General features: G+C 68.7%; 25 protein-coding genes and 6 pseudogenes. 15 read left to right on the top strand and 16 right to left on the bottom strand.

The window, feature by feature from the left end; all coding sequences use genetic code 11:
• Positions 1–30 precede the first annotated feature (30 nt).
• The 3 genes and pseudogenes from ACZ67Q_RS07410 to ACZ67Q_RS07400 all read left to right on the top strand — a co-directional run.
• A pseudogene (locus ACZ67Q_RS07410) lies at positions 31–720 on the top strand (TerD family protein); the annotation flags it as partial.
• 338 nt (positions 721–1,058) lie between these two features.
• Positions 1,059–1,403, top strand: coding sequence for a hypothetical protein (locus tag ACZ67Q_RS07405; RefSeq protein ID WP_471177760.1), 345 nt, complete (start codon positions 1,059–1,061; stop codon positions 1,401–1,403).
• Positions 1,404–1,451: 48 nt separating this feature from the next.
• A pseudogene (locus tag ACZ67Q_RS07400) lies at positions 1,452–1,607 on the top strand (IS5/IS1182 family transposase); the annotation flags it as partial.
• A gap of 119 nt (positions 1,608–1,726) precedes the next feature.
• Here ACZ67Q_RS07400 and ACZ67Q_RS07395 read toward each other — a convergent pair.
• Both ACZ67Q_RS07395 and ACZ67Q_RS07390 read right to left on the bottom strand, forming a co-directional pair.
• A pseudogene (locus tag ACZ67Q_RS07395) lies at positions 1,727–2,301 on the bottom strand (TerD family protein).
• A gap of 373 nt (positions 2,302–2,674) precedes the next feature.
• Positions 2,675–3,889 carry an alpha/beta hydrolase family protein gene (locus ACZ67Q_RS07390; protein WP_471177584.1) on the bottom strand — a complete coding sequence of 405 codons (1,215 nt, stop codon included), beginning with the start codon at positions 3,887–3,889 and terminating at the stop codon, positions 2,675–2,677.
• 548 nt (positions 3,890–4,437) lie between these two features.
• Here ACZ67Q_RS07390 and ACZ67Q_RS07385 point away from each other — a divergent pair.
• Positions 4,438–4,596 (top strand): hypothetical protein, encoded by a 159-nt coding sequence (locus tag ACZ67Q_RS07385; protein ID WP_471177582.1) that lies wholly within the window; start codon positions 4,438–4,440, stop codon positions 4,594–4,596.
• 123 nt (positions 4,597–4,719) lie between these two features.
• Here ACZ67Q_RS07385 and ACZ67Q_RS07380 read toward each other — a convergent pair whose 3' ends face one another.
• From ACZ67Q_RS07380 to ACZ67Q_RS07360, 5 genes and pseudogenes are all read right to left on the bottom strand, one after another.
• Positions 4,720–4,941, bottom strand: coding sequence for a hypothetical protein (locus ACZ67Q_RS07380; RefSeq protein ID WP_471177580.1), 222 nt, complete (start codon positions 4,939–4,941; stop codon positions 4,720–4,722).
• An 18-nt stretch (positions 4,942–4,959) separates the two neighbouring features.
• Entirely contained in the window at positions 4,960–5,520 is a 561-nt protein-coding gene (locus ACZ67Q_RS07375; protein WP_471177577.1) for a nucleotidyltransferase domain-containing protein, read from the bottom strand.
• A 32-nt stretch (positions 5,521–5,552) separates the two neighbouring features.
• Positions 5,553–5,996: a hypothetical protein gene (locus ACZ67Q_RS07370; RefSeq protein WP_471177574.1), complete on the bottom strand. Its 444-nt coding sequence runs from the start codon at positions 5,994–5,996 to the stop codon at positions 5,553–5,555.
• Positions 5,997–6,274: 278 nt separating this feature from the next.
• A pseudogene (locus tag ACZ67Q_RS07365) lies at positions 6,275–6,478 on the bottom strand (IS5/IS1182 family transposase); the annotation flags it as partial.
• A 138-nt stretch (positions 6,479–6,616) separates the two neighbouring features.
• On the bottom strand, positions 6,617–7,147 hold the full coding sequence (locus tag ACZ67Q_RS07360; RefSeq protein ID WP_471177572.1) for a hypothetical protein: 531 nt from the start codon (positions 7,145–7,147) through the stop codon (positions 6,617–6,619).
• 248 nt (positions 7,148–7,395) lie between these two features.
• Here ACZ67Q_RS07360 and ACZ67Q_RS07355 point away from each other — a divergent pair, with 248 nt between their 5' ends.
• From ACZ67Q_RS07355 to ACZ67Q_RS07345, 3 genes are all read left to right on the top strand, one after another.
• Positions 7,396–8,109 (top strand): transposase family protein, encoded by a 714-nt coding sequence (locus tag ACZ67Q_RS07355; protein WP_471177570.1) that lies wholly within the window; start codon positions 7,396–7,398, stop codon positions 8,107–8,109.
• 117 nt (positions 8,110–8,226) lie between these two features.
• Positions 8,227–8,955, top strand: coding sequence for a transposase (locus ACZ67Q_RS07350; protein ID WP_471177568.1), 729 nt, complete (start codon positions 8,227–8,229; stop codon positions 8,953–8,955).
• 79 nt (positions 8,956–9,034) lie between these two features.
• The gene (locus ACZ67Q_RS07345) at positions 9,035–9,163 is read left to right on the top strand and encodes a hypothetical protein (protein WP_471177565.1); all 129 of its coding nucleotides are present in this window, start codon (positions 9,035–9,037) and stop codon (positions 9,161–9,163) included.
• Positions 9,164–9,505: 342 nt separating this feature from the next.
• Here the strand turns inward: ACZ67Q_RS07345 and ACZ67Q_RS07340 are convergent, their stop codons facing one another.
• From ACZ67Q_RS07340 to ACZ67Q_RS07325, 4 genes and pseudogenes are all read right to left on the bottom strand, one after another.
• Positions 9,506–9,883 carry a hypothetical protein gene (locus ACZ67Q_RS07340; RefSeq protein WP_471177562.1) on the bottom strand — a complete coding sequence of 126 codons (378 nt, stop codon included), beginning with the start codon at positions 9,881–9,883 and terminating at the stop codon, positions 9,506–9,508.
• 126 nt (positions 9,884–10,009) lie between these two features.
• Positions 10,010–10,117, bottom strand: a pseudogene (locus ACZ67Q_RS07335) (IS5/IS1182 family transposase); the annotation flags it as partial.
• An 87-nt stretch (positions 10,118–10,204) separates the two neighbouring features.
• Positions 10,205–12,439, bottom strand: a complete 2,235-nt coding sequence (locus tag ACZ67Q_RS07330) for an arylsulfatase (protein ID WP_471177560.1) — start codon at positions 12,437–12,439, stop codon at positions 10,205–10,207.
• Positions 12,440–13,435: 996 nt separating this feature from the next.
• Positions 13,436–13,912, bottom strand: coding sequence for an ATP-binding protein (locus ACZ67Q_RS07325; protein ID WP_471177558.1), 477 nt, complete (start codon positions 13,910–13,912; stop codon positions 13,436–13,438).
• A 721-nt stretch (positions 13,913–14,633) separates the two neighbouring features.
• On the opposite strand from ACZ67Q_RS07325, the gene ACZ67Q_RS07320 reads away from it, so the two are divergent.
• Complete coding sequence (locus ACZ67Q_RS07320; protein ID WP_471177555.1) at positions 14,634–14,768, top strand: hypothetical protein; 135 nt, start codon at positions 14,634–14,636, stop codon at positions 14,766–14,768.
• A complete protein-coding gene (locus ACZ67Q_RS07315) occupies positions 14,759–15,214 on the top strand; it encodes a hypothetical protein (RefSeq protein ID WP_471177553.1) in 456 nt (151 codons plus the stop codon). The genes ACZ67Q_RS07320 and ACZ67Q_RS07315 overlap by 10 nt, the downstream gene beginning before the upstream one ends.
• Here the strand turns inward: ACZ67Q_RS07315 and ACZ67Q_RS07310 are convergent.
• Positions 15,106–15,999 carry a helix-turn-helix transcriptional regulator gene (locus tag ACZ67Q_RS07310; protein WP_471177551.1) on the bottom strand — a complete coding sequence of 298 codons (894 nt, stop codon included), beginning with the start codon at positions 15,997–15,999 and terminating at the stop codon, positions 15,106–15,108. The two genes, ACZ67Q_RS07315 and ACZ67Q_RS07310, sit on opposite strands and share 109 nt — an antisense overlap.
• Before the next feature lie 222 nt (positions 16,000–16,221).
• Here ACZ67Q_RS07310 and ACZ67Q_RS07305 point away from each other — a divergent pair, with 222 nt between their 5' ends.
• From ACZ67Q_RS07305 to ACZ67Q_RS07285, 5 genes are read left to right on the top strand one after another with little or no spacing between them, the layout of a single operon-like run.
• Positions 16,222–17,238 carry a zinc-dependent alcohol dehydrogenase family protein gene (locus ACZ67Q_RS07305; RefSeq protein ID WP_471177549.1) on the top strand — a complete coding sequence of 339 codons (1,017 nt, stop codon included), beginning with the start codon at positions 16,222–16,224 and terminating at the stop codon, positions 17,236–17,238.
• A gap of 25 nt (positions 17,239–17,263) precedes the next feature.
• The gene (locus ACZ67Q_RS07300; RefSeq protein ID WP_471177546.1) at positions 17,264–17,674 is read left to right on the top strand and encodes a (R)-mandelonitrile lyase; all 411 of its coding nucleotides are present in this window, start codon (positions 17,264–17,266) and stop codon (positions 17,672–17,674) included.
• A gap of 18 nt (positions 17,675–17,692) precedes the next feature.
• Entirely contained in the window at positions 17,693–18,376 is a 684-nt protein-coding gene (locus tag ACZ67Q_RS07295) for an SDR family NAD(P)-dependent oxidoreductase (RefSeq protein WP_471177544.1), read from the top strand.
• On the top strand, positions 18,373–18,903 hold the full coding sequence (locus ACZ67Q_RS07290) for a cyclophilin-like fold protein (RefSeq protein WP_471177541.1): 531 nt from the start codon (positions 18,373–18,375) through the stop codon (positions 18,901–18,903). The genes ACZ67Q_RS07295 and ACZ67Q_RS07290 overlap by 4 nt, the downstream gene beginning before the upstream one ends.
• Positions 18,904–18,944: 41 nt before the next feature.
• A complete protein-coding gene (locus ACZ67Q_RS07285; protein WP_471177538.1) occupies positions 18,945–20,204 on the top strand; it encodes an MFS transporter in 1,260 nt (419 codons plus the stop codon).
• Here the strand turns inward: ACZ67Q_RS07285 and ACZ67Q_RS07280 are convergent.
• On the bottom strand, positions 20,188–20,628 hold the full coding sequence (locus tag ACZ67Q_RS07280) for a transposase (RefSeq protein ID WP_471177535.1): 441 nt from the start codon (positions 20,626–20,628) through the stop codon (positions 20,188–20,190). The genes ACZ67Q_RS07285 and ACZ67Q_RS07280 overlap by 17 nt on opposite strands.
• A gap of 543 nt (positions 20,629–21,171) precedes the next feature.
• On the opposite strand from ACZ67Q_RS07280, the gene ACZ67Q_RS07275 reads away from it, so the two are divergent.
• Complete coding sequence (locus ACZ67Q_RS07275) at positions 21,172–22,182, top strand: hypothetical protein (RefSeq protein ID WP_471177532.1); 1,011 nt, start codon at positions 21,172–21,174, stop codon at positions 22,180–22,182.
• A 579-nt stretch (positions 22,183–22,761) separates the two neighbouring features.
• Here the strand turns inward: ACZ67Q_RS07275 and ACZ67Q_RS07270 are convergent.
• The 3 genes and pseudogenes from ACZ67Q_RS07270 to ACZ67Q_RS07260 all read right to left on the bottom strand — a co-directional run.
• The gene (locus tag ACZ67Q_RS07270) at positions 22,762–23,670 is read right to left on the bottom strand and encodes a transposase (RefSeq protein WP_471177530.1); all 909 of its coding nucleotides are present in this window, start codon (positions 23,668–23,670) and stop codon (positions 22,762–22,764) included.
• Positions 23,671–24,369: 699 nt separating this feature from the next.
• Positions 24,370–25,593: a transposase gene (locus ACZ67Q_RS07265; RefSeq protein WP_471177527.1), complete on the bottom strand. Its 1,224-nt coding sequence runs from the start codon at positions 25,591–25,593 to the stop codon at positions 24,370–24,372.
• Positions 25,552–25,696: pseudogene (locus ACZ67Q_RS07260) on the bottom strand (hypothetical protein); the annotation flags it as partial. The pseudogene ACZ67Q_RS07260 and the gene ACZ67Q_RS07265, both read right to left, overlap by 42 nt.
• Between the last annotated feature and the right edge of the window lie 526 nt (positions 25,697–26,222).

Genomic DNA, 26,222 nt, shown 5'->3' with positions numbered 1-26,222 from the left:
ATTTCACCATGACTCACCCACCCACCCCAGGCCGACGAACCCGACGTCGTGTTTCTACCGGGAGGAGAGGACGACCGGCGCATGCGGCGCATCACCGCCCTCGAACTCCCCGTGCACGACCTGCACTGGCTCGCCCCTCCGACCGCAACGGACCAGAACGCGGTGGTTCTCCGGCCTCGAGAACCACACGTGATGCCGAGAGACGGCGTCATCGACCTGCCCATGCCGCAAGGCAGACCCGCGCCGGAGTGGTACGTCACCGCCGGCTGGGCCCCGCAGTCCGACTGCGAGATCGACGTCGTCGCCTTCCTCCTCGACGAGGACGAACAGGTCACCTCCGACGAGGACTTCATCTTCTACGGAGCCCCGGAGAGCCCCGCCGGGACGGCGCGCCTGTTGACCGGAGGCCCTGCCGAACAGACCATCGCCCCCGACCTGACATCCCTGCCACCCGCGACGCGGAAGATCGTCGTCACTGCAGCCATCGACGGCGCCGCCACCTTCGGGGCTGTCGGCGCGATCCAGATCGGTGCGGCCCCCGGCAGCAGTGGGGCACCTCTCGCCCGGGCCACCCTGGACGCCGCCACCACCGAACGCACGATGCTGCTCGCGGAGATCTACCGCAGGGGTGCGGTCTGGCGTCTACGTGCCGTCGGCCAAGGCTACGACCACGGCCTCGACGCCCTCGCACGCGGATACGGGGTCGACATCGCCGACTGAACGACGGCGCCACATGCGAAGGTCTGTGGGGCCCCTGGCTCAGGGCCGGCGGCGCGGTGGTGGCGAGGAATCAGGCAGAGGAACCGGCAGGCAGGAAGAGGAGGTCGCCTCGCTGGACGCTGTGCAAGCTCCGCGCGATCTCTTGGTCCTCCCTCCTTGGGCATTGTGCGGCACAGCAAAGAAGTACAGCACCTCCAGCCGACCGCGACCCAGCACCGTCGTGTCGATAGGTCGAGTAGCCCGGAGTCACGCCCAGAGCCGTCAGCGGCTTGGCCGTGCCGCCGCATCCCGCAAGATCTTCAGCAAGGTGCCGGGCATGAAGCCTTCCGGAGCTCGTCATCCTCGCGGCAGCCGGGTATCGGCTGGATCTGGTTCGGGAGCTGAACTGGCGTGCCTGGCCGCCACGGCTGCCCGAGCAGCCGATCTTCTACCCGGTCCTCAACGACGACTACGCGGTCAGGAACGAGGACTACGCGGTCAGGATCGCGCGGGACTGGAACGTGAAGCACGATGGCGCCGGCTTCGTCACTCGTTTTGAGGTCGAGTCGGAGTTCTTGAGCCGGTATCCCATCCAGCAGGCCGGTGGGCAGACGATCCTCGAGCTCTGGGTTCCGGCCGAGGAGCTGGACGACTTCAACGCCCACATCGTCGGCGAGATCCAGGTGGTCGACGAGTTCCGCTGAGGCGGGGAGGCCTGCCGGCTGGGCACCCTGCGGTGCGGTGATCCCGGCGTGGCTGGTGTGATCACGGTGTCGGAGCAGTCCTGGATAGCCCCGTTCCCCGGGCTGAGCCCGCGTGCCTTCGGGAAGCTTGTGACCATGCTGCGGCGCGAAGGTGCGGACGCGGTCCGCAAGGGTCGGCCATGGGGCCTGCCCCTGCAGTCTCGCCGGACGCGTCCGCACCGCCGTCCCACAGGCCGAGCGGCACCAGGATCGCCACAGCCCTCGACCGAGGTCAACGCCTCCTGCAACGTCTTACCAGCGGTTTTGGTCAGATAACGGATGCGTCAGCGTTCGTGCGTCCTGCCCAGCTCCGTCGTGTAGGAAGGCGTGCCCTCGTCGAAAGCCTCGATGTCATGAACGCCGGCGTGAAAAATCCACGAGCCCGCTTCATCGCGCTCGAACGTCGCGACCGTGGCCGCTGTTTCCTCCAGGACGCCGCTGAAGTCGTCCTCGTCCAAGATCGTGTATCCGGCGCGGATGCGCACGGCCGGGTTGAGGACACCGGCGAAGGTGCGGGTCACCGGACGCTGCTGGATGACGACTCCGACCACCACGCGCGCATATCGGTCGGCGAGCCGGTCGAGTTCCAGGGTCATCACCTCGTCCCATCCGAAGCCCGCACCGTCATTGCTGGTCCGGTTAAGGTAGATCGTGCCGTCCGGGGAGCGGCTGCCGACGTCCACCACGAACGCCGGATTGTGCGGATCCCCCGCCGCATAGACCGCCGCGACGAGGTCCAGATCGGTGGGGGGTGCCCTGCGGGACTCGGGGCCCACTTGATGGTGACTTCGACCTTGCCTACTCCCTTCGAGAAGTCCTCGGCGTCCTCCTTACCCTGGTACGGGGATCGGACGTCCACAGGGCCATCCGGGCTGCCCTCCGACGTGTCGTGGTCATGGCACGGACCCTGCCCCCGGGCTGCCCGTCGGCAGCCCGGTGCTTGTTGATCGCCGGGAACGGCACCTGCGTGGAAGCTGGTGTTCGAAATGCTCCCGGTCCTTCAACCCTACTCCCCCACGAGGGCTCCGAACCGCTCTGCCACCAGGCACTTTCGGGCGTACGGGCGCAGCGGCGGCGCACAAGTCCCGGAAGTACGGTCCCGGCGCCTGCCGGCCGCAGTAGTAGGCCGCCACGAAACTGCTCCAGGTCAGGCCGCGGCACCACACGAATCGCGCCCGGGGCCCCTCGCCGGCAGCTCGGCGTTGTCACCGCCTGCGGCTCCCGTGTTCGCGTCACTGCTGGTACGACTCACCGAACCAGCGCACGATCGCCGACGTGGCCGCGACATTGGAGCCCAGGTGACGCGACCCGTGGTAGTCGGCGGCGCCGAGATCAACTACGGGGGCGTCCACGCCGTTCCTGAGCAGATCCGCGTGGCAGTGGTCCGTGTTGGTGGTGACGGCCTGCTCGTCGCCGGTCGCCATGTAGAGCCGGACCGGGGCACGGGGGGCCCAGTCGGCGCATACGGCATCGGTTGTGCGCAGTGCCGCTGCCAGCGGCCCCGTCGGATGCGCGAGCAGCTCGCGGCCGTGCTCGGTCAGCAGCTCGTCCAGAGTGCCCGGGGTACCCCGCATCAGCTGCTGCCCTGTGTGCGCGCCGTCGAAGAGTGCCTCGACGGTGCTGTCGTACGGGGCGCGGAAGACCTCGCCAGGGCTGTCGTAGATGTGGTGGAGCCGTTGGAACGCCACCAGGGTGTAGGCGGCGTACAGCACGCCGGACTTGGGCTCCAGCCTGCCCTCGAGCAGAGCGGGCAACTCCGTGCCACCGAAGTCGTATGCGCCGCTGACCGGTGCCAGTGCGCCCAGCCTGAACCAGTGGTCCTCACCCGCCTGAAGTGCCCGGCCGAGCCCAAGTGCCGCCGAGGCGCCCTGCGAGAAGCCGGTGACCATGACCCTCCGCGCCAGCACATGTCCGGTGCGCGGCGCGAAGGCGCGGGCCGCCCGCAGCATGTCCAGGGACGCCGTGGTCTCGGAGCCGATGTCCATCCAGGGGTGCAGACCGGGTCCCTTGCCCATCCCGAGGTAGTCGGGCGCGACCACCGCTGCGCCCGCCGACGCGTGCGCGACCACTGGCGCGGACACGAACGTGCCCCGCTGCATGGACGGGGAATCGTCCTTGTGACTGCCGGTGCCGTGCGCGAAGGAGACCGTCTGCAACCGGCTCGTGCTGGTGAGCGGCAGCACGAACAGTCCGCTCGCCGTGGTGGGCCGTCCGAGCGGATCGACAGTGCGGTAGATCAGCCGGTACGCGAGCACGCCGTGCCGGACGGTGTCGTCGTCGAACCCGGCCGCTCTCAGCTCGGCGGCGACGGCCTGCGGGGTCGCGAGGGTGTACAACTTCTCGGCGGAGATCAGCGTGCCCCGGCCAGGCTCCTCGTGCTGCGGCCGCGCCTGGGCGTGGGTGGCGGGCGCAGCGGCGGCGGTGGCGACGGCCGGCCCGCTCAGCACCAGGCCGCAACACACGGCTGCCCCTACTGCCCAGAGGCCGCGGCGGTACCACGTTCCACTGCGTGAGGACGGTACGGGAGAGATGACCACAGGTTCCTCCAAACATGGTTCATCGGAAGCGAGTTCATCCTCACGCGTTCCGTACTCGGACGCACTGGTGCAGGCCCCCGGGCCCTCCTGGTGCCTGCTCCCCCTCATCGCGTCACCGTCCCAAGACGGCCGTCCGCAGGCTCAGTTGTGAGGGGTGCGGCGCCCGGGTCCATGCCTGTCGGCCGGCGGTCGACGGGACCGGGGCCGGGAACGGCGCCGGGTGGAGCAGCCAGGCGGGCCGCCGGCCGAGCTGCTCCACCCGACCGCCCGGGAGAGTGGAAAAGCGCAGTTCAACGCACATGCCCGAGCGCTGCGTACGCGCTCCGCCGGTGATCAAACCGGACAAGGCCGCCCACACCGCCGAGGTGGCTTGACCCCACCTGTCCGACCCTGCATCGTTCCCGACGATATGCCCGCCGTCAGACCGGCGGGCCCGTGCGAGGGGACACTCTAACCGCATGTCAGACATAGCCGCGAGACGCCGGATCAGCCGGCCGACTCGCGTCCGTACGACGGGTGTTGCCGGGCGGGGGGCGGTGGCGCTCGCCACCGCGCTCGCGCTCGGCTTGACCGCCACGCCGCTCGCGGCGGCGGCACCGTCCGTCACCGCCGAGTGATGTCCGCACCATGGCCTGTCCAGCCCGACACGCCGGGCTTGTATACACGATCGAGCGGAAACAGCGGATGAGGTGTTGCCGCGCCGCCCCGGTTCATGCCCTGACAAAGGACCTGTACGGCTGTCAGCCTGGGATCGGCTGGATGAAGAGCGCGTCCATGGGCTTGGTCACGTGAGGACGCATGACCTCCAGCCAGCTCAGGCCAACGTCCACAAGGCGCCCCATGTGCCCGAAGCCGCTCCAACCGAGATCCACGAAGCAGCGTTCGCTCTGGTCCCGGCCGAACAGCCGCTTGCCGTGCAGCACGACACCGCCGACATCGACGCCTTCACGCTCAAGCGTCACCAGCGCGCACGCCGCGGCTCAGCGCAGCGGACTCGTTTCTCCCCAACGGCGCCTGATGTGCCGGGCAACTGCCTCGTCTGCCGGGAATCCCTCGACCAGTGTCAGCGGTGTCACGCTGATGCACCCTGCGGCGTGGCGGTTGAACAACTCGATCCTCGCCGGCCTCGGGACAAGGCCCTCCAGGCCTTCGAACGCCGTCAGCATGTGGTCTCTGGGGGCGGTGCCCGCCGACGGGTCCTCTTTCAAGGAGGCCAGACGCTCCCTGGCCAATGGGAAGGGCTCGCCTGTGCGCCACAGCAGGAACAGGTCGAATCCCTCCTCCCGCAGAGTGTCACGCCCGCGGAACTGAAAGGAGATGCCGCGAGTTCGACCCGGCAGCGCCTGCCGCATCCCCGCGTACGGATCACGCCCGTTGATCGACGCGTGCAGCGACTCACCGAGCCACCGCTTGTCCGTACCGTGCTCGACCACGACGTCGACGTCGTTCGGCTCCAGCGCCCCACGCACGTACGACCCGAAGAGATACACCTCGTCCACCAGGCCCAGCGGCCAACCGCCCTGCTCAAGACGAGTGATCATGTCTTGAAGCAGCCGAGTCGCCCGCTCACGCTTCACTCCGAGACGCTTTCCGCGAAGGCGGCACGGAACTCCTGCGTCATCACGTACACAGAACCAGGCACCGCCGGGCGCCCACCCTCTGCAAGCGTCCGGGAGATCGCCTCGGCCGTGGCCGCCATCCGATCCAGCCGGTAGCCCTCGACCGCCGCCGCGAACTCTTCCGGGACTTCCCGCCGGTCCACCACACCAGCGACAGCTACCTGCGGATACACCCCGCCGAACGTCTGAAGCCGCGACCATCCCAACGACCGCGCCGCCTTACGCATCGCCGCACGGATCACATCAACGCCGCCCAGCGCCTCAGCCTCATCAACGGCCAACCGCAGCTCGTACGAACCACCGAACCCACCCCCGCCCGCAGGACACGACCGGCGCAGCAATGGCACAAAGACAGCGGCAAGACGCTCATAACGCAGATCACCAGCAAACGAAGGCACACACCGAGCGTAGCCACACCCCACTCCTCCGGCCCGCGAATCCACCAACTCCCCGCCTACACAAGCGTCATCCACCCCACCCGGGTAACGACAACAGCCTTCACCGACCAGACGACACCATCACCACCAACCACCCACCACAACCCGCCCCAAAGCAGTGACAACAGACGACGCCCGCACCATGAAAAAACCACGACGCCCATCATGGGGGACGGACGTGGGGTGCGTGAACGGGCACTCACACGTGATGGTCTGCTCTGCGGCGATCTTCCGGAGGGCTTCCGCGTGGTCGGCGACGGTCGCCAGTAGACCGAGACGAGCAGAACCCGGTCCTCCAAGGAAAGGCTCCAGGGCCGGCCCGGACGCACCGTGTCGGCGCCCTCGCAGCGCAGCATCGTGAACAACTTGCGGAAGTCGAGCGGGCTCAGCCCGGTGAACGGGACTAGCCAGGACGGCTCCGACGCCGTGATCACACCAGCCACCGCGAGATCGTCTCACCCTCCTTTGCCAGGGGCTGGGCGCTCACGGCCGCTGTGCCTCGGCGAATCATCCTGTCTGGCGCTGTGTTCGCCGCGTGAACGGAGTCATCCGGGCTCGGCCGGTCTGAACCGGCGAACCCGTCAGGCAGGTCGGCGCCGCCGGTAGTAGGCGCAGGCCAAGGCCAGCACGATCGGCCCCCACAGCATCGCCGGGCTGACGCAGACCCGGGCCAGAGCCCTCCACCATCCGTTGCTGTATCCCACCTCGGGCAAGATGCCCGCCCAGGCGAGCGGGTAGAGGTCGAACATCGCCACCAGCGCCAAGCCGCCCAGGACCGCCGGGATCACGGCGGCGAGCGGCGGCACGCGACGGCCACCGATGAACGGGATCCAGCACGGGAACCGCTCGCCCCAGCCGGCTACCAGACCGGTGGTCAGCAGGCACAGCGCCTCGGTGAGCACGCTGAGCCCGACTACGTAAGCCGACCCCCACCAGGGCAGAGGCGGGCGGTGCGGGTCAATCTGTCCCATCGTGAAGCCGACGGCGAACGGGAGCCGCCACAAGCAGTGCGGCAGCACGATGAACGGGAGGGCCTTGGCGAGTCTGAGGGCCCAGGCAGGGACGGGGCGCTCGGTGTCGCCGAGCGGAATGGCGAGGCGTGTGATCGGCATGGCCCCACCATCGCCTGAACCTCAACGGCAGTGCGTCGGCCATACGCACGATCACGATCCCCCATGAGAGCCACCTCTCGATCATTCTGGCGGCTGACCGTTGCCACAACCGAGCAGCCATGTATGAGGCCAGTAACGGGACAGCCCTTAAAGGGTGTTGCAGAGGGCTCGGTTCCGGGCATCTCGCCGGTACGGGTGGGGTGTTGAGGGCTGACCCGGTGTGGGTCGAGACATTCACGGGCTTGCGTATGGACCGGTTCGCGAGGCTGGTGAAGGTGGTGCGGGAACGGGGTGAGAATGGGCCCGGTGGTGGCCGGCCGTGGTGCCTGCCCCTGGCGGACCGGGTGCTGCTGGTGGCGGTGTCCTACCGCACGAACCTCACGATGCGGCAGCTCGCGCCGCTGTTCGGGATCTCTTCGGCGACGGTCTGCCGGGTCATCCAGCGCCTGCGGCCATTACTCGCGCTGGAGCCGGCGCCCCGCCCGGTGGCGGGTGTCGAGCGCTTGTGGATCGTGGACGGCACCCTCATCCCGGTCCGCGACCGGCAGGTCGGCGCCTCCTCCCGCAACTACAGCTTCTCGGCAAACGTGCAGGTCATCGTCGACGCTGACACCCGCCTGGTCATCGCCTCGGCTAGGCCGGCACCCGGAAACAAGGCCGATGCCCACGTCTGGCGGGAGTCGGAGCTGCCGGCCGCGGCGGCCGGGACGACGGTGATCGCAGACGGCGCCTACCTTGGCACTGGCCTGATCGTCCCGCACCGCCGACGAGCCGGACGCCCCCTCCTACGCGGTCAGGAGGAAGACAACGCCGAACACCGCCGGGTCCTAGCCCGCGTCGAGCACACCTTTGCCCGCATGAAGAACTGGAAGATCCTCCGCGACTGCCGCCAGAAAGGCGACGGCCTCCACCACGCCGTCCAGGCCGTCGCCACCATGCACAACCTCGCCCTGGCTGGGTGAAAGTACAGGTCAAGTACAACTCCGGCCTGCCCGAGCCCGACCTTCTGCAACACCCTTTACGAGCTCGTGCACGGTAGGCGATGGCGCGTTGAGTTCTCTATCGTCGATCATGGTCGTGTGGCGGGGAACGCGTTTCGTGCAGCGATCATCAGCGACCGGAGGATCACCGGCCTGTCGGCTGCCGTGATCGCTGAACTCGTGGCTGAGGTCGGACCGTTGTGGCACGAGCGACACCACGCCAAGCTCGCGACCAGGCCGCGGAAGCGGGCTGTGGGCGCGGGGGCCAAGCACCGGCTGGTGTTCGTCGACCGCCTCCTGGCCACGCTCGTGCATCTGCGCCATGCCATCACTCATGACGTGCTGGCCTGCTGGTTCGGTGTGGACCGCTCCACCATCACCCGCGCCGTCGGCGAGGTGCGGCCACTGCTCGCAGAGCGAGGCTGCACCGTCAGCCCAGGAGTGCGGCTGCGGACTCTGGCTGAGGTCGTCGACCACCTCGGCGCCAGCGGAAATACCGGGATCATCGACGGCACCGAGATCCGGGTCCGGCGTCCGGCCGCCGGGCGCAAGGACCGGGACAAGTTCATCTCCGGCAAGAGCAAGCAGAACGCCGTCAAGACCATGGTCGTCACGGACGGCGACGGCCGCGTGCTGTTCTGCAGCCCGACCAAGCCGGGAAGCTGCGCGGACATCACCCACGCTCGCCAGTCAGGGCTAGTGAAGCTCTTGGCCGACGGCCCCCGCCGTGGAGATTCTTGGCGATGCCGGCTACCAGGGCCTGGGTGCCCAGAGCGGCGGACGTGTGGTGACACCGCCGCACCGCAAGTTCAAGAAGAACCCTCCTGACTGGTACGAGGAAATGCACGAGCGGCAGCGCAAGGCACACTCCTCGCGACGCATCCGGGTCTAGCACGGCATCGCGCACTTGAAGAACTGGCGGGTGCTGGCCCGCCACCTCGGCCACCGCGAGCACATGAGCGACATCGTCCAAGCCGTCGCCGGTCTGCTGTCCCATCAACAGACCGCGGACCTGACACCGGCACGGCAGATGTGAAAACCGAGCCCCGCCGCCATCCTCGACGTCTCCCTGCCAACCATGCACGAGCTCGTTAGATGTGTGAACGTAGGTCCACCACGGCCACCCGGCCTGGCCCGCGACTCATGCCTACTAGCGGCGTCTGGCAAGGCGTCTCACCACTGCATCAGTCACCACGGCGACGAGCGCCAGGATGATGACCCAGCCATTGATGACGTGGAGGACGTGCCATCCTTCCCCGTTCAGGAGGTCACGGTCACGCGCATACAGTTGCGATGCGACGATCGTCAGCACAATCGCAACGAATACCAACACATGGGTGATTCGGGGCCATGGTCCATACGGCGGCTCCTGTCCGCTTTATCCCCTCATGACGACGTCGCTCAGATTAGGGGTAGGACGAGCCAGGCGAGGAGCCCCTCCGTCAACCAACAGAGTCAGTGAGATCCGCTCACGGCCTTTGATCACGCACGGCTCAATGTAAAGAGCCGTATCGGCCCAAGTCACCTCGGGACGGTCTGCGTCCGCCGGCTCAACACGCAAGGGCTCGACCAGCGTGAAGATGTAGGCTCCCACGTCCAGCACGAGTGGCCGCCTGAGGTCGATGTCCCTCAATCCCCGCGTGATGACTTCTACCTTCACCGTGTGTGGCTGTTTGAGTTCAACGCCACCCATGGTCACCAGAAGCTGTCCGCGGATGACGGGAGAAGCGTTCAACAGCGGTGTCACGGTGGGCATGCCATAGAAGAGACGCGTCTTCAGGTTCGCGGGAAGCGGCGCTTCCGAGGGTGCCTCTTCTTCATGCCGTCAGCAGCGGATCAATGAGGCTGTGAGAGTCAGGGGCGGGTGGCGTTCTTCGTGGTTCCCGTACAACGCCTGCCGGTCTGGAACCCGCGGTCTTCCTTCGACCGGTTTCGGACCCGGCGCAGGCAGCAACGGCTCAATGAGCGACCACAGTTCGTCCGAGACGATCCACGGTCGCGACTCCCTCTTCCCTACGACAGACCAACGAGCGACCGAGGCGACAGTCACATGATCAACTGCTCCCATTAGGAGCTCTTACTGGCGGGCCATGTGCATGCGCATCTCGCTCTCGGTGTCGACGATTAGGTCGCCGGACAGGTCGACGGTGACGCCGTGCAGGGTGCCGGTGAAGCGGAACGGCGCCTGGTAGTCGGGGGTGATGGCAGAACCGGGGTTGGCGCCGCAGAGCATGCCGCCCGGATTGAAGGCGATCGGGGTGGTGACCGGCATGTCGCTCTGTCCGACGAGGCGGCCGTCGACATACAGCTGGGCGAGGCCGGGAGCGCCCCGGCCCTGGGACAGATCCGGGGCGCCGGTGGGCTCGAACTCGAAACGCAGCGCGTGCCGGCCCTCGGGAAGGGCCTCGCTGGAGACCACATGGTGCAGGGCCCGCTGAACGTAGTTGTGGACGTAATGCAGGTGGCCGTCCTTGACGTAGAAGGACCAGCCGCCGGAGTTCGTGCCCTGGCAGAGCAGGACGCCCTCGGCGCCGCCGGGCGGGATCTCGACGTCGGCGATGATGCTGTGCGGGCGGTTGAGGACCCGGGGCGCGACCGCAGCCGGCAGGACCTGGGTGCCGGGGCGGAAGGTGTAGCTGGTGCGGTTCTGGGTGATCTGCGGGCGCTCGGTCATGATGCGCTGCAGGGCGCTGCCGTCGATCGGCAGCACGTTGTACTTGCCGGCCTCCACGTACCACAGGGCGATCATCTCGATCAGCTTGCTGCGGTGCTCCTGGGCGAGATTCCGGGTCTCTGCGGGGTCTTCGTCGACGTGGTACAGCTCCCAGTGCTGGGCGTCGAGGTCGTCGAGGTCTGCCGTCGTGATCGGCGTGCCGAACGGCCGTCCGGCCTCGGCGAAGTCGGGGCCGGGCCAGGGGCAGACCGCCCTCCAGCCGTCGTGGTCGATCGCGCGGTGGCCGAACATCTCGTAGTACTGCGTACGGTGGCGACTCGTCGCGGCGGCATCGTCGAAGGTGTGCGCGAAGCTGACGCCGTGCAGCGGCGACTGGGTGACACCCCGGATGGTCGCGGGCGCCTCGATGCCGAGCACGTCCAGGACGGTGGGGACCATGTCGATGATGTGCGCGAACTGGTCGCGGACCTCACCGCGGGCCCTGATTCCGGCGGGCCAGTGGACGAGGAAGGGATCGCTGACGCCGCCGCGATAGGTCTCCCGCTTCCACCGCCGAAACGGTGTGTTGCCCGCCCACGTCCAGCCCCACGGATAGTGGTTGAACGTCGCAGGGCCGCCGATCTCCTCGATCCGGGCCAGGCTCTCCTCCAACGTCTCGGGCGCGTTGTTGAAGAACTGCAGCTCGTTGGTGGTACCTGTCAGCCCGCCCTCGGCGCTCGCACCGTTGTCGGAGACCACCATGATCAGCGTGTTGTCGAACTCTCCGGTCTCCTTCAGGAAGTCCACCAGCCGACCGATGTGGTGGTCGGTGTGGGAGAGGAACCCGGCGTAGACCTCCATCAACCGTGCGGCCAGCCGCCGCGCGTCCGGCGTGAGCGACTCCCACGCGGGCACGTCCGGATCGCGCGGGGACAGCTGCGCATTCGCGGACACCACCCCGAGCTCCTTCTGCCGGGCGAAGTTGCGTTCGCGGTAGACGTCCCAGCCGTCGTCGAACCGGCCCCTGTAGCGGTCGGCCCACTCCTTCGGCGCATGATGCGGGGCATGGGTGGCACCGGGGCACAGGTTCAGGAAGAACGGCTTGTCCGGGGCGACCTGCTTGGCGTCGGCGATGAACGACATCGCGCGCTCGACCAGGTCCTCCGTCAGGTGGTAGCCCTCCTCGGGCGTGGCCGGCGGCTCGATCTGGTGATTGTCGTAGACGAGGTCCGGATGCCACTGGCTCGTGTCACCACCCAGGAACCCGTAGAACCGCTCGAAACCCCGCCCCAGCGGCCACCGATCATACGGGCCCGCCGCGGACTCCTGCTCCGAGGGCATCAGGTGCCACTTGCCGACCATGTAAGTGTTGTAGCCGTGCTGCAACAGCATCTCCGACAGAAAACCGTTCTCGAACGGGATCCGACCGTCGTAGCCCGGATAGCCGGTGGCCAGCTCCGTGATCGCCGCCATGCCATTGGCGTGATGGTTACGGCCTGTCATGATGCACGAGCGCGATGGCGAGCACAGCGCGGTGGTGTGCATATTGCTGTAGAGCAACCCGCCCGCGGCCAGCGCGTCCAGATTCGGCGTCTCGATCGGACTGCCATAGCAGCCCAACTGCCCGAACCCTGTGTCGTCGAACACGATGAACAACACGTTCGGCGCACCCGCCACCGCCCGCACCGGCTGCGGCCACGCCGGACTCGACTCATCGGTCGTCCGGCCGATCACCCCCGGGAACCGCTGTCCCGGCCGGTACTCTCTCCACGAAGGCTGCGCCATTCCGGTTCTCCGTCCTACCGACCGGCTGAGGAGCCGGTGATGCTCGTGCGCTTGTGCGACCTTCCACGACCCCAGTGGCCCGCCGCCAACACGGAATCCAAATCGGACGGCTGGGCAGAAGGGCATGGCCCTGGCAGGCCAGGAACCGGACTTATTCACGTTAGGCCGCCAGCATCACCACCGCGATCGGAGTCCGCTGTCTGCTCCTCCTCTGAACGCGGTAGGGCTTGGCGGCCCACTGGCCACCGCCAGTGCGGAGCGCTGGCACTCCAGGGCGGAACCCCGGGGTCGGCGGCCGGCCCCGCCCGCCCCGCAAAAGGGGCTGTGCTGCGCCCTGCGCGCTCTTGGGGCGCCGCTGCTCCCTGGGGGCGCCACGCTGCGCCTCACATGCTCGCAGAGGCCTGCGCTCCTCCCGGCGATGGCCTGCGCTCATAGGGGGCCGGGGGCGCTGCGCCCCGTGGACTGGCGGCGATTCCTCGTTTTCGAGGTTTCGGCTGGCCGGTGCCCTTGCGACCCGTGTTCGCGCGGATTGGGTGCCGGCCTTTTATGTGTCCGGTCGCGCTGCGGTGGTCAGGGCTCCCATTGGTCGGGGACCTGCGTCGAGCCAGTCGATCAGCTCGGATGCTGCGACCTCGTCTTCGTCGGCCAGGCCCTCGGTCAGCCCGGCTCGGTGAAGGAAGACACCCACGTCCCACAAGTCGAAGGCGATGCCGACCGGCACGCCCTCAACGTGCACCAGCCGACCGCCGCAGCGGTTGGGGCGGGGCAACGCTCACGGACGGCTGAACACTCATGGTGAGCAGGATGGTGGCGGAGACGGCCGTGTGCCATCACCTCATGTGGGTGACGTGTGTGGCGCCGGGTGGTTGCTCAGCAGAGCTGATCACCGGCTTCGTCTCCGACTGGATCGTCGGCCAGGACCACGGCCGCCACGATCCGCTTGCCCACCGGCTCGCGGTGCATCTCGAAACTGCGGCACAGGGCCATCACGATCTCCAGGCCGTGCTGTCCGATCCGGCCCGGGTCGGTGGTCTGGGCCACGGGCAGGCACGGCTCGCTGTCCCACACCGTCACCTCCACCGCACCCTCCCGCAGCTCCAGGGTCACAAGGCACGGTCCGGGAGCGTATTTGCGGGCGTTGGTCACCAGCTCGCTCACCACCAGCTGCACCGCGCCCACCGCGCGCTCGGACACGGACACACCGTGCGCCTCCTGCCCGTCCGCCAGGAACGAGCGGGCCAGGTGACGGGCCGCGGCGATGTCCCCTCCGCTCTCGAAGGACGCGGACAGGGGTATCCGGCGGTCCGTGGGGGGCTCACGGCCGCCGTCGTGGGCAGGCAAGGTCATGCCGGCCGCCTCACTTCCGAAGCGTCGACTACGTTCCGCCCACCTGTACCCCGTAAACGCCGGTTCCTGCAAACATGAAACAGAATTCTGGTATTTGTCAGGTGACAACAATCTGCTCAGCACGTCTGGCCAGGGGGCGTGGTTAGTCAGACGGCGCACCTGTGCGGTGGAGCACAGGCTCAGGGCTTTCCTGGACAACCCCTGGCGCCGAGCCGCCTGGCTGGTAGGCGGCCGGTGGCCCCCTCTTACCGGGGCGGGCAGCGGCCAGCGCCGCCGGGATGGTCGGCCAGGGCGAGGTGGGCCGTGATGCGCTTGTCCACCGGCTCACGCTGCACACTGCACCTCGAGGCCCTGCACGACGATCGGCGTGCGCTCGGATGTGGGGTCATCCTCATCCCACGGGTGATCCATCCATCCCAGCCGCCCGCGCTGGCCTTGAAGACCATCCCATCCCTCCCCGGTTGTGGTCGGCGACGGGCACCCATTCGGGGTGCAGACGGGGGACCTCCTCTGCTGTGCCCGGCTGTCGGGAGCAGGTGGGCTCTGACCAGCCAGGCCAGTGATCGATCGCCGCCTTCGGTATTCATGGTCCTCGCAGGTTCCGGTGGCAGGCGCCCCGTGTGCGGGACAGATTCGTGACGTCAAGCAAGCCACCTGCCGTCCGGTGCGAAGCGGGGTTCGCAGGACGACGGCCGGTTGCTCCCTCCACGATGGAGACCACATGAACAAGACGACCGCTGCCTCGCTGGCGGCTTTGGCCGCGCTCGCCCCCGTCATAGCCCTGGCGCCTTCGGCGGCAGCCGATGACAGCAGCGGCAGCACGCACCTGCAGGCCACCCTCTCGCCGTGCCGCTGAGCAAGGTCACCGGATCGGGCACGGCCATGGTGACGCTGCACGGCAATCAGGCCACCGTCACGATCAAAGCCACCGGCCTGCTCGCCAACGCGCCACACGCCCAGCACTTCCACATCAACGCCAAGGGCCAGTGCCCGCCGGCTTCCGCCGCCAAGAAGCACAACGGCATCCTCAGCGAGTATCGCCCGTGCGCAGGACGACTGCTCTACGCCCTTCGCACGCACACCGGCGTCACCCCGTCGTACCCCTGCGAGCCCGACGTGCTGGAGAAGCCGGCAAGCGGGAAGCGGGTCTGGCGACGAGAAGAAGAGCTGTACGGCGGCAACACCGCCGTCCGTCAGCCGGTGGCTGACCGTTCAGTGTCCGGGCTGGCTTCGTTGGTGGCGGCCCAGGTGGCGAGGAGGCGCAGGCCTTCCTCGGAGGGGGAGCCGGGTTCGGCGGTGTAGATGGTGAGGGTGAGACCGGGGGCAGCGGCCATCTCCAGGCCCTCGAAGGCGAGGGTGAGGTCGCCGACGGCCGTGTGGTGGAAGTGCTTGGTGCCGGTGCCGTGGTGGCGGACGTTGTGCGCGCCCCAGCGGGTGCGGAAGGCGTCGCTGCGGGTGGACAGCTCCCCGACCAGGTCGTGGAGGTCTTTGTCGTGGGGGTTGCGGCCGGCCTCCGTGCGCACGATGGCGACGGTGGTGTCGGCGAAGGAGTCCCAGTCGGGGTAGAAGCGGCGGGCGGCGGGGTCGAGGAAGGTGAAGCGGGCCAGGTTCTGCTGGTTGCCCGGTGTGGCGTAGAGGTCGGTGTAGAAGGCACGGAAGAGCGTGTTGGCGGCGAGGACGTCCATCCGGCCGTTGCGGACGAACGCGGGTCCGGCGGTGATCGCGTCCAGGGCCCATTGCAGGCTGCGGTGCGGCTTCCACTGCTCCTTCGTGCGCCGGCGGCGGGGGCGGGTGAGGGCGTCGGAGCCGTCGGCGGCCTGGGCCAGGTTCACCAGGTGGGCGCGCTCGGCGTCGTCGAGCTGGAGGGCGCGGGCGAGGGCTTCCAGCACGGAGGGGGAAACCCCGGCCAGGTTGCCGCGCTCCAGTTTGGAGTAGTACTCCACGCTCACGTCGGCGAGCGCGGCGACCTCGCTGCGGCGCAGGCCCGGCACCCGGCGCCGGGAGCCTGCGGGGAGCCCGGCCTGGTCGGGGGTGATCTTCGCGCGCCGCGAGGTGAGGAACTCGCGGACCTCCTCACTGTTGTCCATGCCTTCGACGGTACGTGCCGTACGCGGCCATAGGGATGTACTGCCAGTACATCCCTTGTCAGTGACTCGCTCGATGCGTGACGAGGGCGTTTTCTGGACAGCGTGGTGCTCCTTGGGCCTCCCCCGGGCCCGACGGGGGCTCCGCGCCCGGAGCGTGGGCGGTTCGCCGCCCGTGCTCCGGGACTCGCACTCTGTACCCGGCAACGCGAAGGAATCCCTCTCATGCGCGGCGCAGTGATCCACGCCCCCGGCGACATCCGCTTCGAGAACCTGGAAGACCCCAAGATCCTCAAGCCGACCGACGCGATCATCCGCACGGCCGTGACCTGCGTGTGCGGCTCCGACCTGTGGCCCTACCGCGGCGCGGAGCCCACCGACGCGGCGCACCCGATGGGCCACGAGTACGTCGGTTTCGTGGAGGAAGTCGGCTCCGAGGTGACCGCGGTCAAGCCCGGTCAGTTCGTCGTCGGCTCCTTCGCCACCTCGGACAACACCTGCGCGAATTGCCGCAACGGATACCAGTCGAACTGCCTGAACCGCGAGTTCATGTCCACCTGCCAGGCCGACTACGTCCGCATCCCCAATGCCCAGGGCACCCTGGTCGCCACCGATGGCATCCCGGACGCGAAGTTCTGGCCGGGCCTGCTGGCTGTCTCGGACGTCATGGGCACCGGCTGGTGGGCCGCTGAGGCTGCCGAGGTCAAGCCCGGCTCCACCGCCGTGGTCGTCGGGGACGGCGCGGTCGGCCTGTGCGCGGTCATCGCCGCGAAGGAGCTGGGGGCGGAGCGGATCATCGCCATGTCCCGCCATGAGCCGAGGAAGAAGCTGGCCCGCGAATTCGGGGCGACCGACATCGTCGCCGAGCGCGGGGAGGAAGGCGTCGCCCGGATCAAGGAGCTGACGGGCGGGATCGGCGCGGACAGCGTCCTGGAGTGCGTCGGCACGCAGCAGTCCATGAGCCAGGCCCTGCACTCCACCCGCCCCGGCGGCAACGTCGGCTTCGTCGGCGTCCCGCACAAGGTCGCCATCGACGGGCAGGAGCTGTTCTTCTCCCACGTCGGCCTGCGCGGCGGCCCCGCCCCCGTACGCCGCTACCTCCCCGACCTCATCGACCGCGTCCTTTCCGGAGCCTTCGACCCGGGCAAGGTCTTCGACCTCACCCTGCCCCTGGAGGAGGTCGCCGAGGGCTACCGGGCCATGGATGAGCGCCGCGCGATCAAGACCCTCCTCAAGCCCTGACCCCCTCCTCGGACAAGGAACGATCATGCAGATCACCCGCAGCTCGGTCGACACCGTCAAGGGGCCGGCTGACTGGTTCACCGGCGACGTCTACATCGACGCCGTCGCCGCCGCGCCCGCCCCGTCCCGGGTCACCGCGAGCCTGGTGCACTTCATGCCCGGTGCCCGCACCCACTGGCACCGCCACCCGCTCGGGCAGACCGTCTTCGTCACCGAAGGTGTCGGCCTGTGTCAGCGCCGCAGCGGACCAGTGGAGGTCATCCGGCCCGGCGACCGCGTCCTGTTCGAAGCGGACGAGGAGCACTGGCACGGCGCCGCCCCCAACCGTCTGATGGTCCACCTGGCCATCAACGAGGGTGACGACGACCACGCCGTCGTGCACTGGCTGAACCCCGTCACTGACGAGGAATACCACGCAACCCCGGCCACCGGCTGAAAGAGGAGGACCACCACCGTGACCACCTTCGCTCTCATCGGCGCCGGCCCCGGCCTGGGCCTGGCCGCCGCCCGCCGCTTCGGCAAGGCGGGCCACGCCGTCGCACTCCTGGCCCGCGACCGGGGGCATCTCGATGATCTGGTGGCCGCGCTCGACGGCGACGGAATCCAGGTCCGCGGCTACACCGCGGACGTCCTTGACCCCGACACGCTGACCGACGCCCTGCACGCGGCGGCCAAGGACCTGGGGCCCATCGAGATCCTGCAGTACAGCCCCGCACCGCGGGCCGACTTCATGAAGCCGGTCCTGCAGACCACCGCAGCCGACCTGGACGCCCCGCTGGCGTTCTCCGTGAAGGCCCCGGTGACCTGCGTGAACACGGTCCTGCCCGGCATGCGCGCGTTGGGCCGGGGCAGCCTGCTGTTCGTCAACGGCGGCAGCGCTGTGCGCCCGAAGGGCACCGTGGCCGGCACCTCCATCGCGTTCGCCGGCGAGAGCGCGTACGCGCAGATGCTCCACACCGCCCTCGCGCCGGAGAACATTCACGTCGCGCAGCTCATCGTGCCCGGGGCGATCAGCCCCCACTCCGCGACCTCCAGCCCCGAGAAGCTGGTCGAGCTGCTGTACGGCCTGCACGCGGACCGTGACGGCTTCAGGCACTACGCCGAGCCCATGCCCGACCCGCAGGACGGCACCCCGTGACGTTCACCCTCCGCCGGGCCCTGACCACCACCGCCACCGTCGGCGTGCTGTTGCTAGCCGCGACCGCCTGCTCCGACGACTCGACCGCCGAGCAGGCCCCCACCACCTCAGTCTCGTCGTCCGCCCCGGCCTCCACACCGGCTTCGGCGAGCCCGACCGGATCAGACAGGAGCACCCCGATGGACATCCGCGTCACCATCGACGGGCAGAAGGCCGAGGCGACCCTGAACGACAGCCCCGCCGCCCGTGACCTCGCCTCCCTGCTCCCGCTCACCCTGGACCTGGAGGACTTCCACGGCACCGAGCGGATCGCCGACCCGCCCAGGAAGCTGACCACCGAGAACGCGCCCGAACCGCAGGCGCCGAAGACCGGGGACCTCACCTATTACGCCCCGTGGGGCAACCTCGCCATCTTCTACAAGGACGGCCCCTCCGCCTCCCAGGACCTGCTAGTCCTCGGCCACATCGACGCCGACGCCGATCTGCTGTCCGGGGCCGACCGGATCACCATTGAGGCCGCCTCCTGACCTCCCCCAGCCGCTCTCCTCGTACGGGAAGAAGTTTTCGCATGCCCTCCGCCACCGGGTCCGCCCCCGGCAAGCTGCCCTTCGTCGTCTGGGTGCTCGCCGTCGGCACGTTCCTGATGGGCACCACCGAGTTCGTCATCGCCGGACTGCTGCCCGAGATGGCCGCCGACCTGAACGTGAGCGTGTCCCACGCCGGCCTGCTGATCACCGCGTTCGCCCTCGGGATGATCGTCGGCGGGCCCACGATGGCCATGGCCACCCTGCGCCTGCCCCCGCGCCACACCCTCATCGGCGCCCTCGCCGTCTTCGCCCTCGGCCACGCGGTCGCCGCACTCAGCGCCTCCTTCGCCATCGTGCTCATCGCCCGCGTGGTGACCGCCCTGGCCACCGGCGCGTTCTGGGCCGTCGGCTTCGTCATCGTCACCACCGCAGCGGGCCCGGCCCGGTCCACCCGGGCGGTCGGCGTCATGATGGGCGGCCTCACCCTGGCCAACGTCGTCGGCGTGCCGATCGGCTCGTTCGTCGGCCACTACACCGGCTGGCGCGGCCCCTTCTGGGCGCTCGCCATCCTCGCCGCGCTCGCCGCGGCATTCGTCGGCCGGTTCATCCCCCGTAACGAGCAGCGGGCCGAAGTCTCCGTGCGCGCCGAGGTCCGGGCCCTTCGCCAGGGACGGCTGTGGCTGGCGCTCGGCGCGGCCGTGCTGATCATGGGTGGGGTCCTGGCGACGTACACGTACATCGCGCCGCTGCTGACCGACCGGGCGGGCATCCCGGCCGGCGCCGTACCGCTCGTGCTGATCGCCTTCGGTATCGGCGCGCTGGGCGGCACCGCGATCGGCGGTCGGCTTGGGGACCACCGCCCGATGGTCACGACGATCACCGCTGCGGCAGTCACCTCCCTCATCCTGCTGGCACTGATTCCCGCATCCAGCAGTCCGGTGGCCGCCGTGATCCTGGTCTTCGGCATGGCCCTGGCCGGGTTCACCGTCAATCCGGTCGTCACCTCCCTCGCCGTCCGCTTCGCCGGCGACGCCCCCACCCTCACCTCGGCGCTGACCACCTCCGGCTACAACACCGGCATCGCCGCCGGCTCCCTCGCTGCGGGCCGCGCCCTGGACTCCTCGCTCGGTTTGACCGGGCCGGCCCTGGTCGGCGCCGTCTTCGCCGCCCTCACCCTGCTGCCGCTGGTCGCCCTCGCGCTGCGCGGCGCCACCGGGCCCTCCCGGATCGTCGCCGACCGCACCGCGAACACTGACGAACCGCGACAGGCAGCCGACGCCACCATCACGAGCACACGCTGAACTCCACACCCATGCCATCTTGTTGGGCGACGACGTGCCGCTTGCGCCCGTTGATCAGCTTGCCACCGTCGAAGCCGCGGCTGTCGGCGCCGACGACGGCGTCCGCCTTGACCGACTGCGAGTCGATCACGCCCGCGCTGGGCTCGGCGTCCCGGCCCGCCCGGGCGCGGACCTTGACGCGCAGCCGGTCGTGGAACTCCTTGACCAGGCCCAGGTCGCGCCAGCGGCGGAAGAACGCGTATACCCGGTCCCACGGCGGAAAGTCCGCGGGCATCGCCCGCCACTTGATTCCGTTGTCGACCAGGTAGCGGACCGCGTCCAACATCGCCCGGTGGCAATACGCCTCCGGCTGCCCGCCCCTGCCCTCCAACCACCAAGGCGTGGGCAGCGCGATGCGGACCTGGACCCACTCGGCATCGGTCATGTCCGACGGATACCGTCGAACGCGCACACCATGGTCGACCGCATTCCCGTATACGTGAGCGAGACAATCACACGACGACAAGCGGCAGTTGGACGCAACAGGCACGAGCGCGACAGACTGGGACAACAGGGCCTCTCTGCTGCTCGGTAGGACTTCGACAATCCCCGAACTGTGCAGGAGACCCTGCCTCTATGCGCCCATTGCCCGTCATCACCCGATCGAGACTCCCGCCCGATCGGCAAGCGACCTGATCGTTGCGACAATGGTCGGCGCACCGCACCGTAATCCTCCGGCCGGGCTGACACTCACGATCCGGCTTCCCCCGCGCGGGGGAAGCCGGATGATCCGTGGGATGGATGTGATCAGTGCGGGTGACGCGGAATCTTGGAGCGTCGGCAATCCGGATATACGGGGGTCACGGTGGTTGTTCCTGCGAACTCGAAGGCAGGTGGCGTTCCTAAGCCGCCGACCGCAAGCCCCGGGCGGATGTTGTGGTGGCGGCGCTGGCCTGTGTGGGCGCCCATAGTCGCTGCATTGTGGGGCGTGTTGTACGCCGCTGTCGAGGTCACCTGGGCGGCGACGGGCACCGCCGTGCAATGGAAGGAGCACTCGGCGTACGCGCCGGGGGTCCAGCTTTTCCTGGCGGCCCTCGCACTCCTGGCCGGCGGCGCCTGCCTGGCCAGCACCCGAACTCTCGCCAGGCTCGGCCGAGTTGCGGTGGCGACGGCACTGATCGTGGCGCTCCCGGTGTTCGTCGTGGGAATGAACGGGCTGCCGATCTATTTCGTGACGATTGTGACGCTCTCGGGGGTCGAGAGCGCCACCGGGCTGGCCCAGGTGCTGTTGAACACGGCCGGTGCCGCCTTCCTGCTCCTCGTAGGTTTGTCGTACCGCCGACGGCTGCGCGGCGGCTGCCCGCGGTGCGGGCGGCCACACTCCGGCGCCAGCGACGGCCCGCTTGTCCACCCAGCCGCCTCCCGAGCCCCCAGGCGGACCCGCGTCGCGGTGTACTTGCTCATGTGCGGACTCCTGCCGTGGGCGGGAGCCAAGACCATCTGGACGCTGGGTGGCCACGCGCTCGGCGTCGCGGGTGATGACTGGCAGAGGACGACGAGCGTCGGCGCGTCGGGGCCAGCGAAGGCAACCGCGTCGGCGGGGATCGATGTGACCGTGCTGGCCGCGATGGTCGGGATCTTCCTGCTGCTGGGGCTGCTGTACGTGTGGGGGCAGGTGTTCCCCCGCTGGACGCTGTTCTTGTCCGGACGACGGGTCCCGCGCCTGCTGCCGTTGATCCCGGCCTGGCTGACCGGTATCCCACTGACGATGTACGGGGCCGCCCTCATCATCATGGCCCCGCTCATGGCTGCCGGTGTGCTGCCCAAGATCAAGCCGTCCCTGCCGTTCACCACCAGCTCGGGGATCACCTGGTTTGTCGAGTTCGGTGGCCTGGCATTCGGCGGTCTGGGTATCGGCCTCATCGTGGCCGCCCGCTCCTACGCGGCCCGCACCCGCCCCCTCTGCGTCAGCGCCACGGCAACGGAAGGGCCCAAGTAGCCGGGTACCGGCATGTCAGCTTCCCGCTGGCGATCAATGAGCAGCGCCGCGGTTCCCGGCCAAAACGGGCAAGACCGCCCGTCAGGCCGACTGGGCTTTCGCACGCCCGGCACCGACCGCGATCACCGAGCAAGACTCCCATTCGATCGACAAGCCCCGCGATCGGTACGACAACGGCCTCTTACGCAACCGGGCTGCGCAACCGGCTTGGGGTTCCTGCGCAGTCGAGTTGCGCTGGAACGGCTGCGCAGTCCGCCCGAGAGTTCCTGATCTTCTCCTGCACAGGTCCGTATCGCGCACTGCTGCAGGCATCTGTCGCGGCCCGGCCGACTTCCGTCTGCGCATTGGTGTGTCCGGGCCCTGTGGCCGGGCGGCACGTGATCGCACGGTGGCCGCCGGTCCGGGCCGCCCGCGCCGGACGCGATGGCCTGCCTGGGTAGGCCCATGGTTGGGGTCATGGTCGGGCCGACCATGACCACCCACTGCGCGCATTCGCTGAGTGCACGGGGCTTCTCCCGGACTGCTGATGCCCCGGCCCCGCCGTCGCGGGCCGGGGCATCCAGCGCGGGGTTGCTCGGATCAGAAGCTGAGCCCGTGGCCGTTCACGACGGCGTCTCCTCTGCGTCCGCTTCCACATGCTTGGCGAACTTCTCGTGTGCGCTCTGCCTGCTCATCATGAGCGGACCGGCGATCTCGTCCCAAGGAGAAGCCGCCCTTGCGAGCCGCGCGCACGGCGTCCCGCTGCCAGGCCTCGGCGTCCATCAGCAAAGAGGTAGCCGCGTGGACGGCCAGGAGAGGGCGTGCAGGTTCGCCGTCCGCGGTGAGGCGGCCGGTCAACCGGTGGTGGCTGACCCAGAGAAAGGGCGCGCGGAACCCGCGGACATCCTCGCTGCGGCGGACGATGTCGAGGACGAGCCCCAAATGCTGGCTGGTCCAGTCGGTCAGGTGGCCGGTGCAGCCGCCGGCGGCGCAGACCCGCGCCAGCCACCGGAAGCGGCCGACCGCCGCTGGCAGAAGGGACCGGGCGCCGTCCCGGTCGGTCACGGACGCCGGTGTGACCAGCACGGCCAGGAGACGTCCGAGCGTGTCGGTGAGCAGGTGCCGCTTGCGGCCGTTGATCTTCCTGCCCGCGTCGAAGCCCCGCGAGCCGAAGGTGACGGTGGCGTCCGCCTTCACCGACTGCGAGTTCACGACTCCCGCGCTCGGCTCGGCGCTGCGGCCTTCACCGGCGCGGACGGCTTCCCGCAGCCGGTCGTGCGGCTCCGTGACCAGTCCCGTGTCCCGCCAGCGGGCGAAGAAGGCATAGACGCGCGGCCAGGGCGGGAAGTCCGCGGGCATCGCCCGCCACTCGGTGCCGTTGTCGACGAGATAGCGCACTGCGTCGATCATCTGCCGGTGGCAGTAGCCCTCCGGACGCCCGCCGCGGCCCGAAAGCCAGCCCGGAACCGGCAGCAGGTCCCTAACCACGGCCCGCTCGGCATGGCTCATGCCCGAGCCGTATCGAGGGCGGCGCTGCGGCCGGTCGACCGCGTTCCCGAACCTGTGGGCGAGGCAGTCACACCCGCGAGAACGAACTGGACTCGGCGACCACGACCACGCGACACTTCGACAACAGGGCCTCTTGCTTCTCGCTGGACTCGACAGCCGCGAGCTACCAAGAGGCCCTTCCTTCATACACTCACCCCGCACAACTCACTCGAACCAGGTTCCCGTTCGAACCTGTCCGACCGCGCGAGCGGATAGAGAACAGGCAGTTAGCTTGTCGTTTAACCTCGTCCCCGTTGGGGGTGGGGATGGAGCAGGCTGTTTCCGAATCTGTCAGGTACTCCGCGGTGTGTCAGGACTGCGGTGCAGGGCTGGAGCGTTCGGGGACTCAGGCCCTCGTGGATGGCCGCTTGCGGTGGGACGTTGAGTCAACGTGTTCTGCTTGTGGATGTGCAGTAGCCGTGTGCGGTGGCGACGTGCCGGCGGAACGGCGGGATCAGATGCTCTCCGAGCATGGTCCCGCGAGGCTGCAGGTGAGCAGTCCGGCGACCAAAGGTGTCGCCATCATGCGGGTGCTGCGGGCTGAGCTCGGTATCGACCTGACAAGCGCCAAGGCCGTGCTGCGCCGCGTCGTGAACGGTGATTACTCAGGAACGCTTCCGGAGATGGAACGCGTGGCCCGCAAGCTGAGAGAGTCCGGCGTCACTGCTGTAGCAACGCGCCCTTAGGTGTTTGATCTGACAGTCCAGTGACGGTTCGCCTGGGCTTGGTGCCCTTCTTGTGGTGGGCGGGGCGGCTGTATGCCTCGACGGTGGCGAGGACTCTGCCCACGTCATGACGGGTGGCCGTGAGACGGTTCTTCGAACCTGGCGGACGGCCGGGCCCGGGTCGGCATGGTTTTGGTGCGCCGGCCGGGGAGCCGGTCTTCGTGCGCAGGTTCCTGAACCCGCGCCGGACGCGGGCGGGAGTGAGTCTGTTCGGCGGAGCCGGCTTCTCCCAGGGGCGCCGGAGGTCGGTGGCCAGCGGTCGGGCGACCGGAGTTGGGCATAGGCGGCGATCACCACATGTCCACCGGTCGGCCGCTTCCGAGCTGCGAAGCCGGGGCTTGGTCCACCCGAGTGTCTGCTTGAACAGGCGAAACGTGTGTTCCAAGTCGAAACGTCTGAGGAAGGACTGCCAGCAGCGGTCGACGTCCGCAGTGCTGGCACCGGTGCCCGACCACCACAGCCAGACCGGCTTGTTCACCCCGCCGGAGGGCAGCTTCTCCACGACCAGGCGGATGACGGTGCCCTCGATGATGGGCAGCGGTCCGTCGTACTCGATCCAGGCCGCCCGCCGCGTCGGGTGCAGCCGGTCCCACGCCTGCGCGGTCGCCTTCCCGTAGAGACGGGTGTCCGTGACCGTCATGGCCTGCTCGGTGCCCCAGGTAGTGGGATCGCCGAAGACGAACTCACCGCCGTGCTTGGGCGGTCGGCCGCCCTTGGGGTCGTAGACCCGCGGCGGTGTCGGTCGACGCATCACGCGGTCGGAACGGAGCCGGCCGAGGATCTCGACGGGCAAGTCGCCCAGCAGGTGAGCGATGCGTGGTGCGTCATATCCGGCATCCAGAACCACCAGGACCTCCGGGTCGCCTGGCTTCCACTGGCCGGCCGCGACGAGCCGCTCGACGACCTCGCGGAGGCGGACCGTGGTCACCGCGGCGACGTCCGTCAGGGCAAGTGTTTGCGTCCGGCCGCAGCCATGGCGAGACGTCCGCAGCCAGCACGATCCGACCGTCCGCCGCCCTCGGCAACGGCATCGAGCCCAGCGCGCGACGCAGCCGAGCCACGTCGATCCGGCCCTGGCTGAGACCGCCGTACAGGGCCCCGTGCCCGCGGCGGTGCTCCGGCGCGAGTGCCAGATCGACCAGCGTCCGCACCGGCCCATCCGTACACAGCAGCGCGTCGCACAGCTCGAACAGCGCGTCGCCCCGGGCGGTCAGACACCCCGTACAACTCCATCCGGAAGCGTGACACTTCCGCGAACGCATCCCGCAGGACGTCCTGATGCCCCAAACTCACGACCACGGCCTTCGTGCTGGTTCCTCTGCCTCTGTGACGGGGCACAGGATCAGACGGAGGCCGCCTTCATGTCCGCTGGACTGCGAAAACGCTGATCAAGTTCGAGTCGCGTTCGATGCTGGACGTAAATGACAAGGTCAGCCAGCCACTTTGGCGCGAGCCTCGAAGATCATGGCCCCAACGTCGTGCTTTAACGGGCAGGTCAACAGACTGCCCGACGCGCCGGAAGCTTACGGGGCCTTGATCACCCGCGCCAAAGCAGCTCCAGGCCAAAGTCGCTACGCCGACCTCCGATCTTCGTCAGACTGCCGTTCGTGTCGTCGTCAAGGTCAATACTGTTCGCCCTTGAGCTACCCCCCACGATCAAGGCAGCCGGAACGCCGTTCAATTGTCGAGCCTTCCTACAAGCCTCCCAGTTGCGAGCTCAAGTGCCGAAAACTACGGTTGACTTGTTACGTCGGGGCTCGAAGTACTCCCGGCCACATTGAAGGTCGA

The sequence above is a fragment of the Streptomyces sp. NPDC036813 genome (assembly GCF_055609245.1).
Note: the sequence above shows the minus strand (reverse complement) of the source record. Positions and strands in the feature narration are given on the sequence as shown.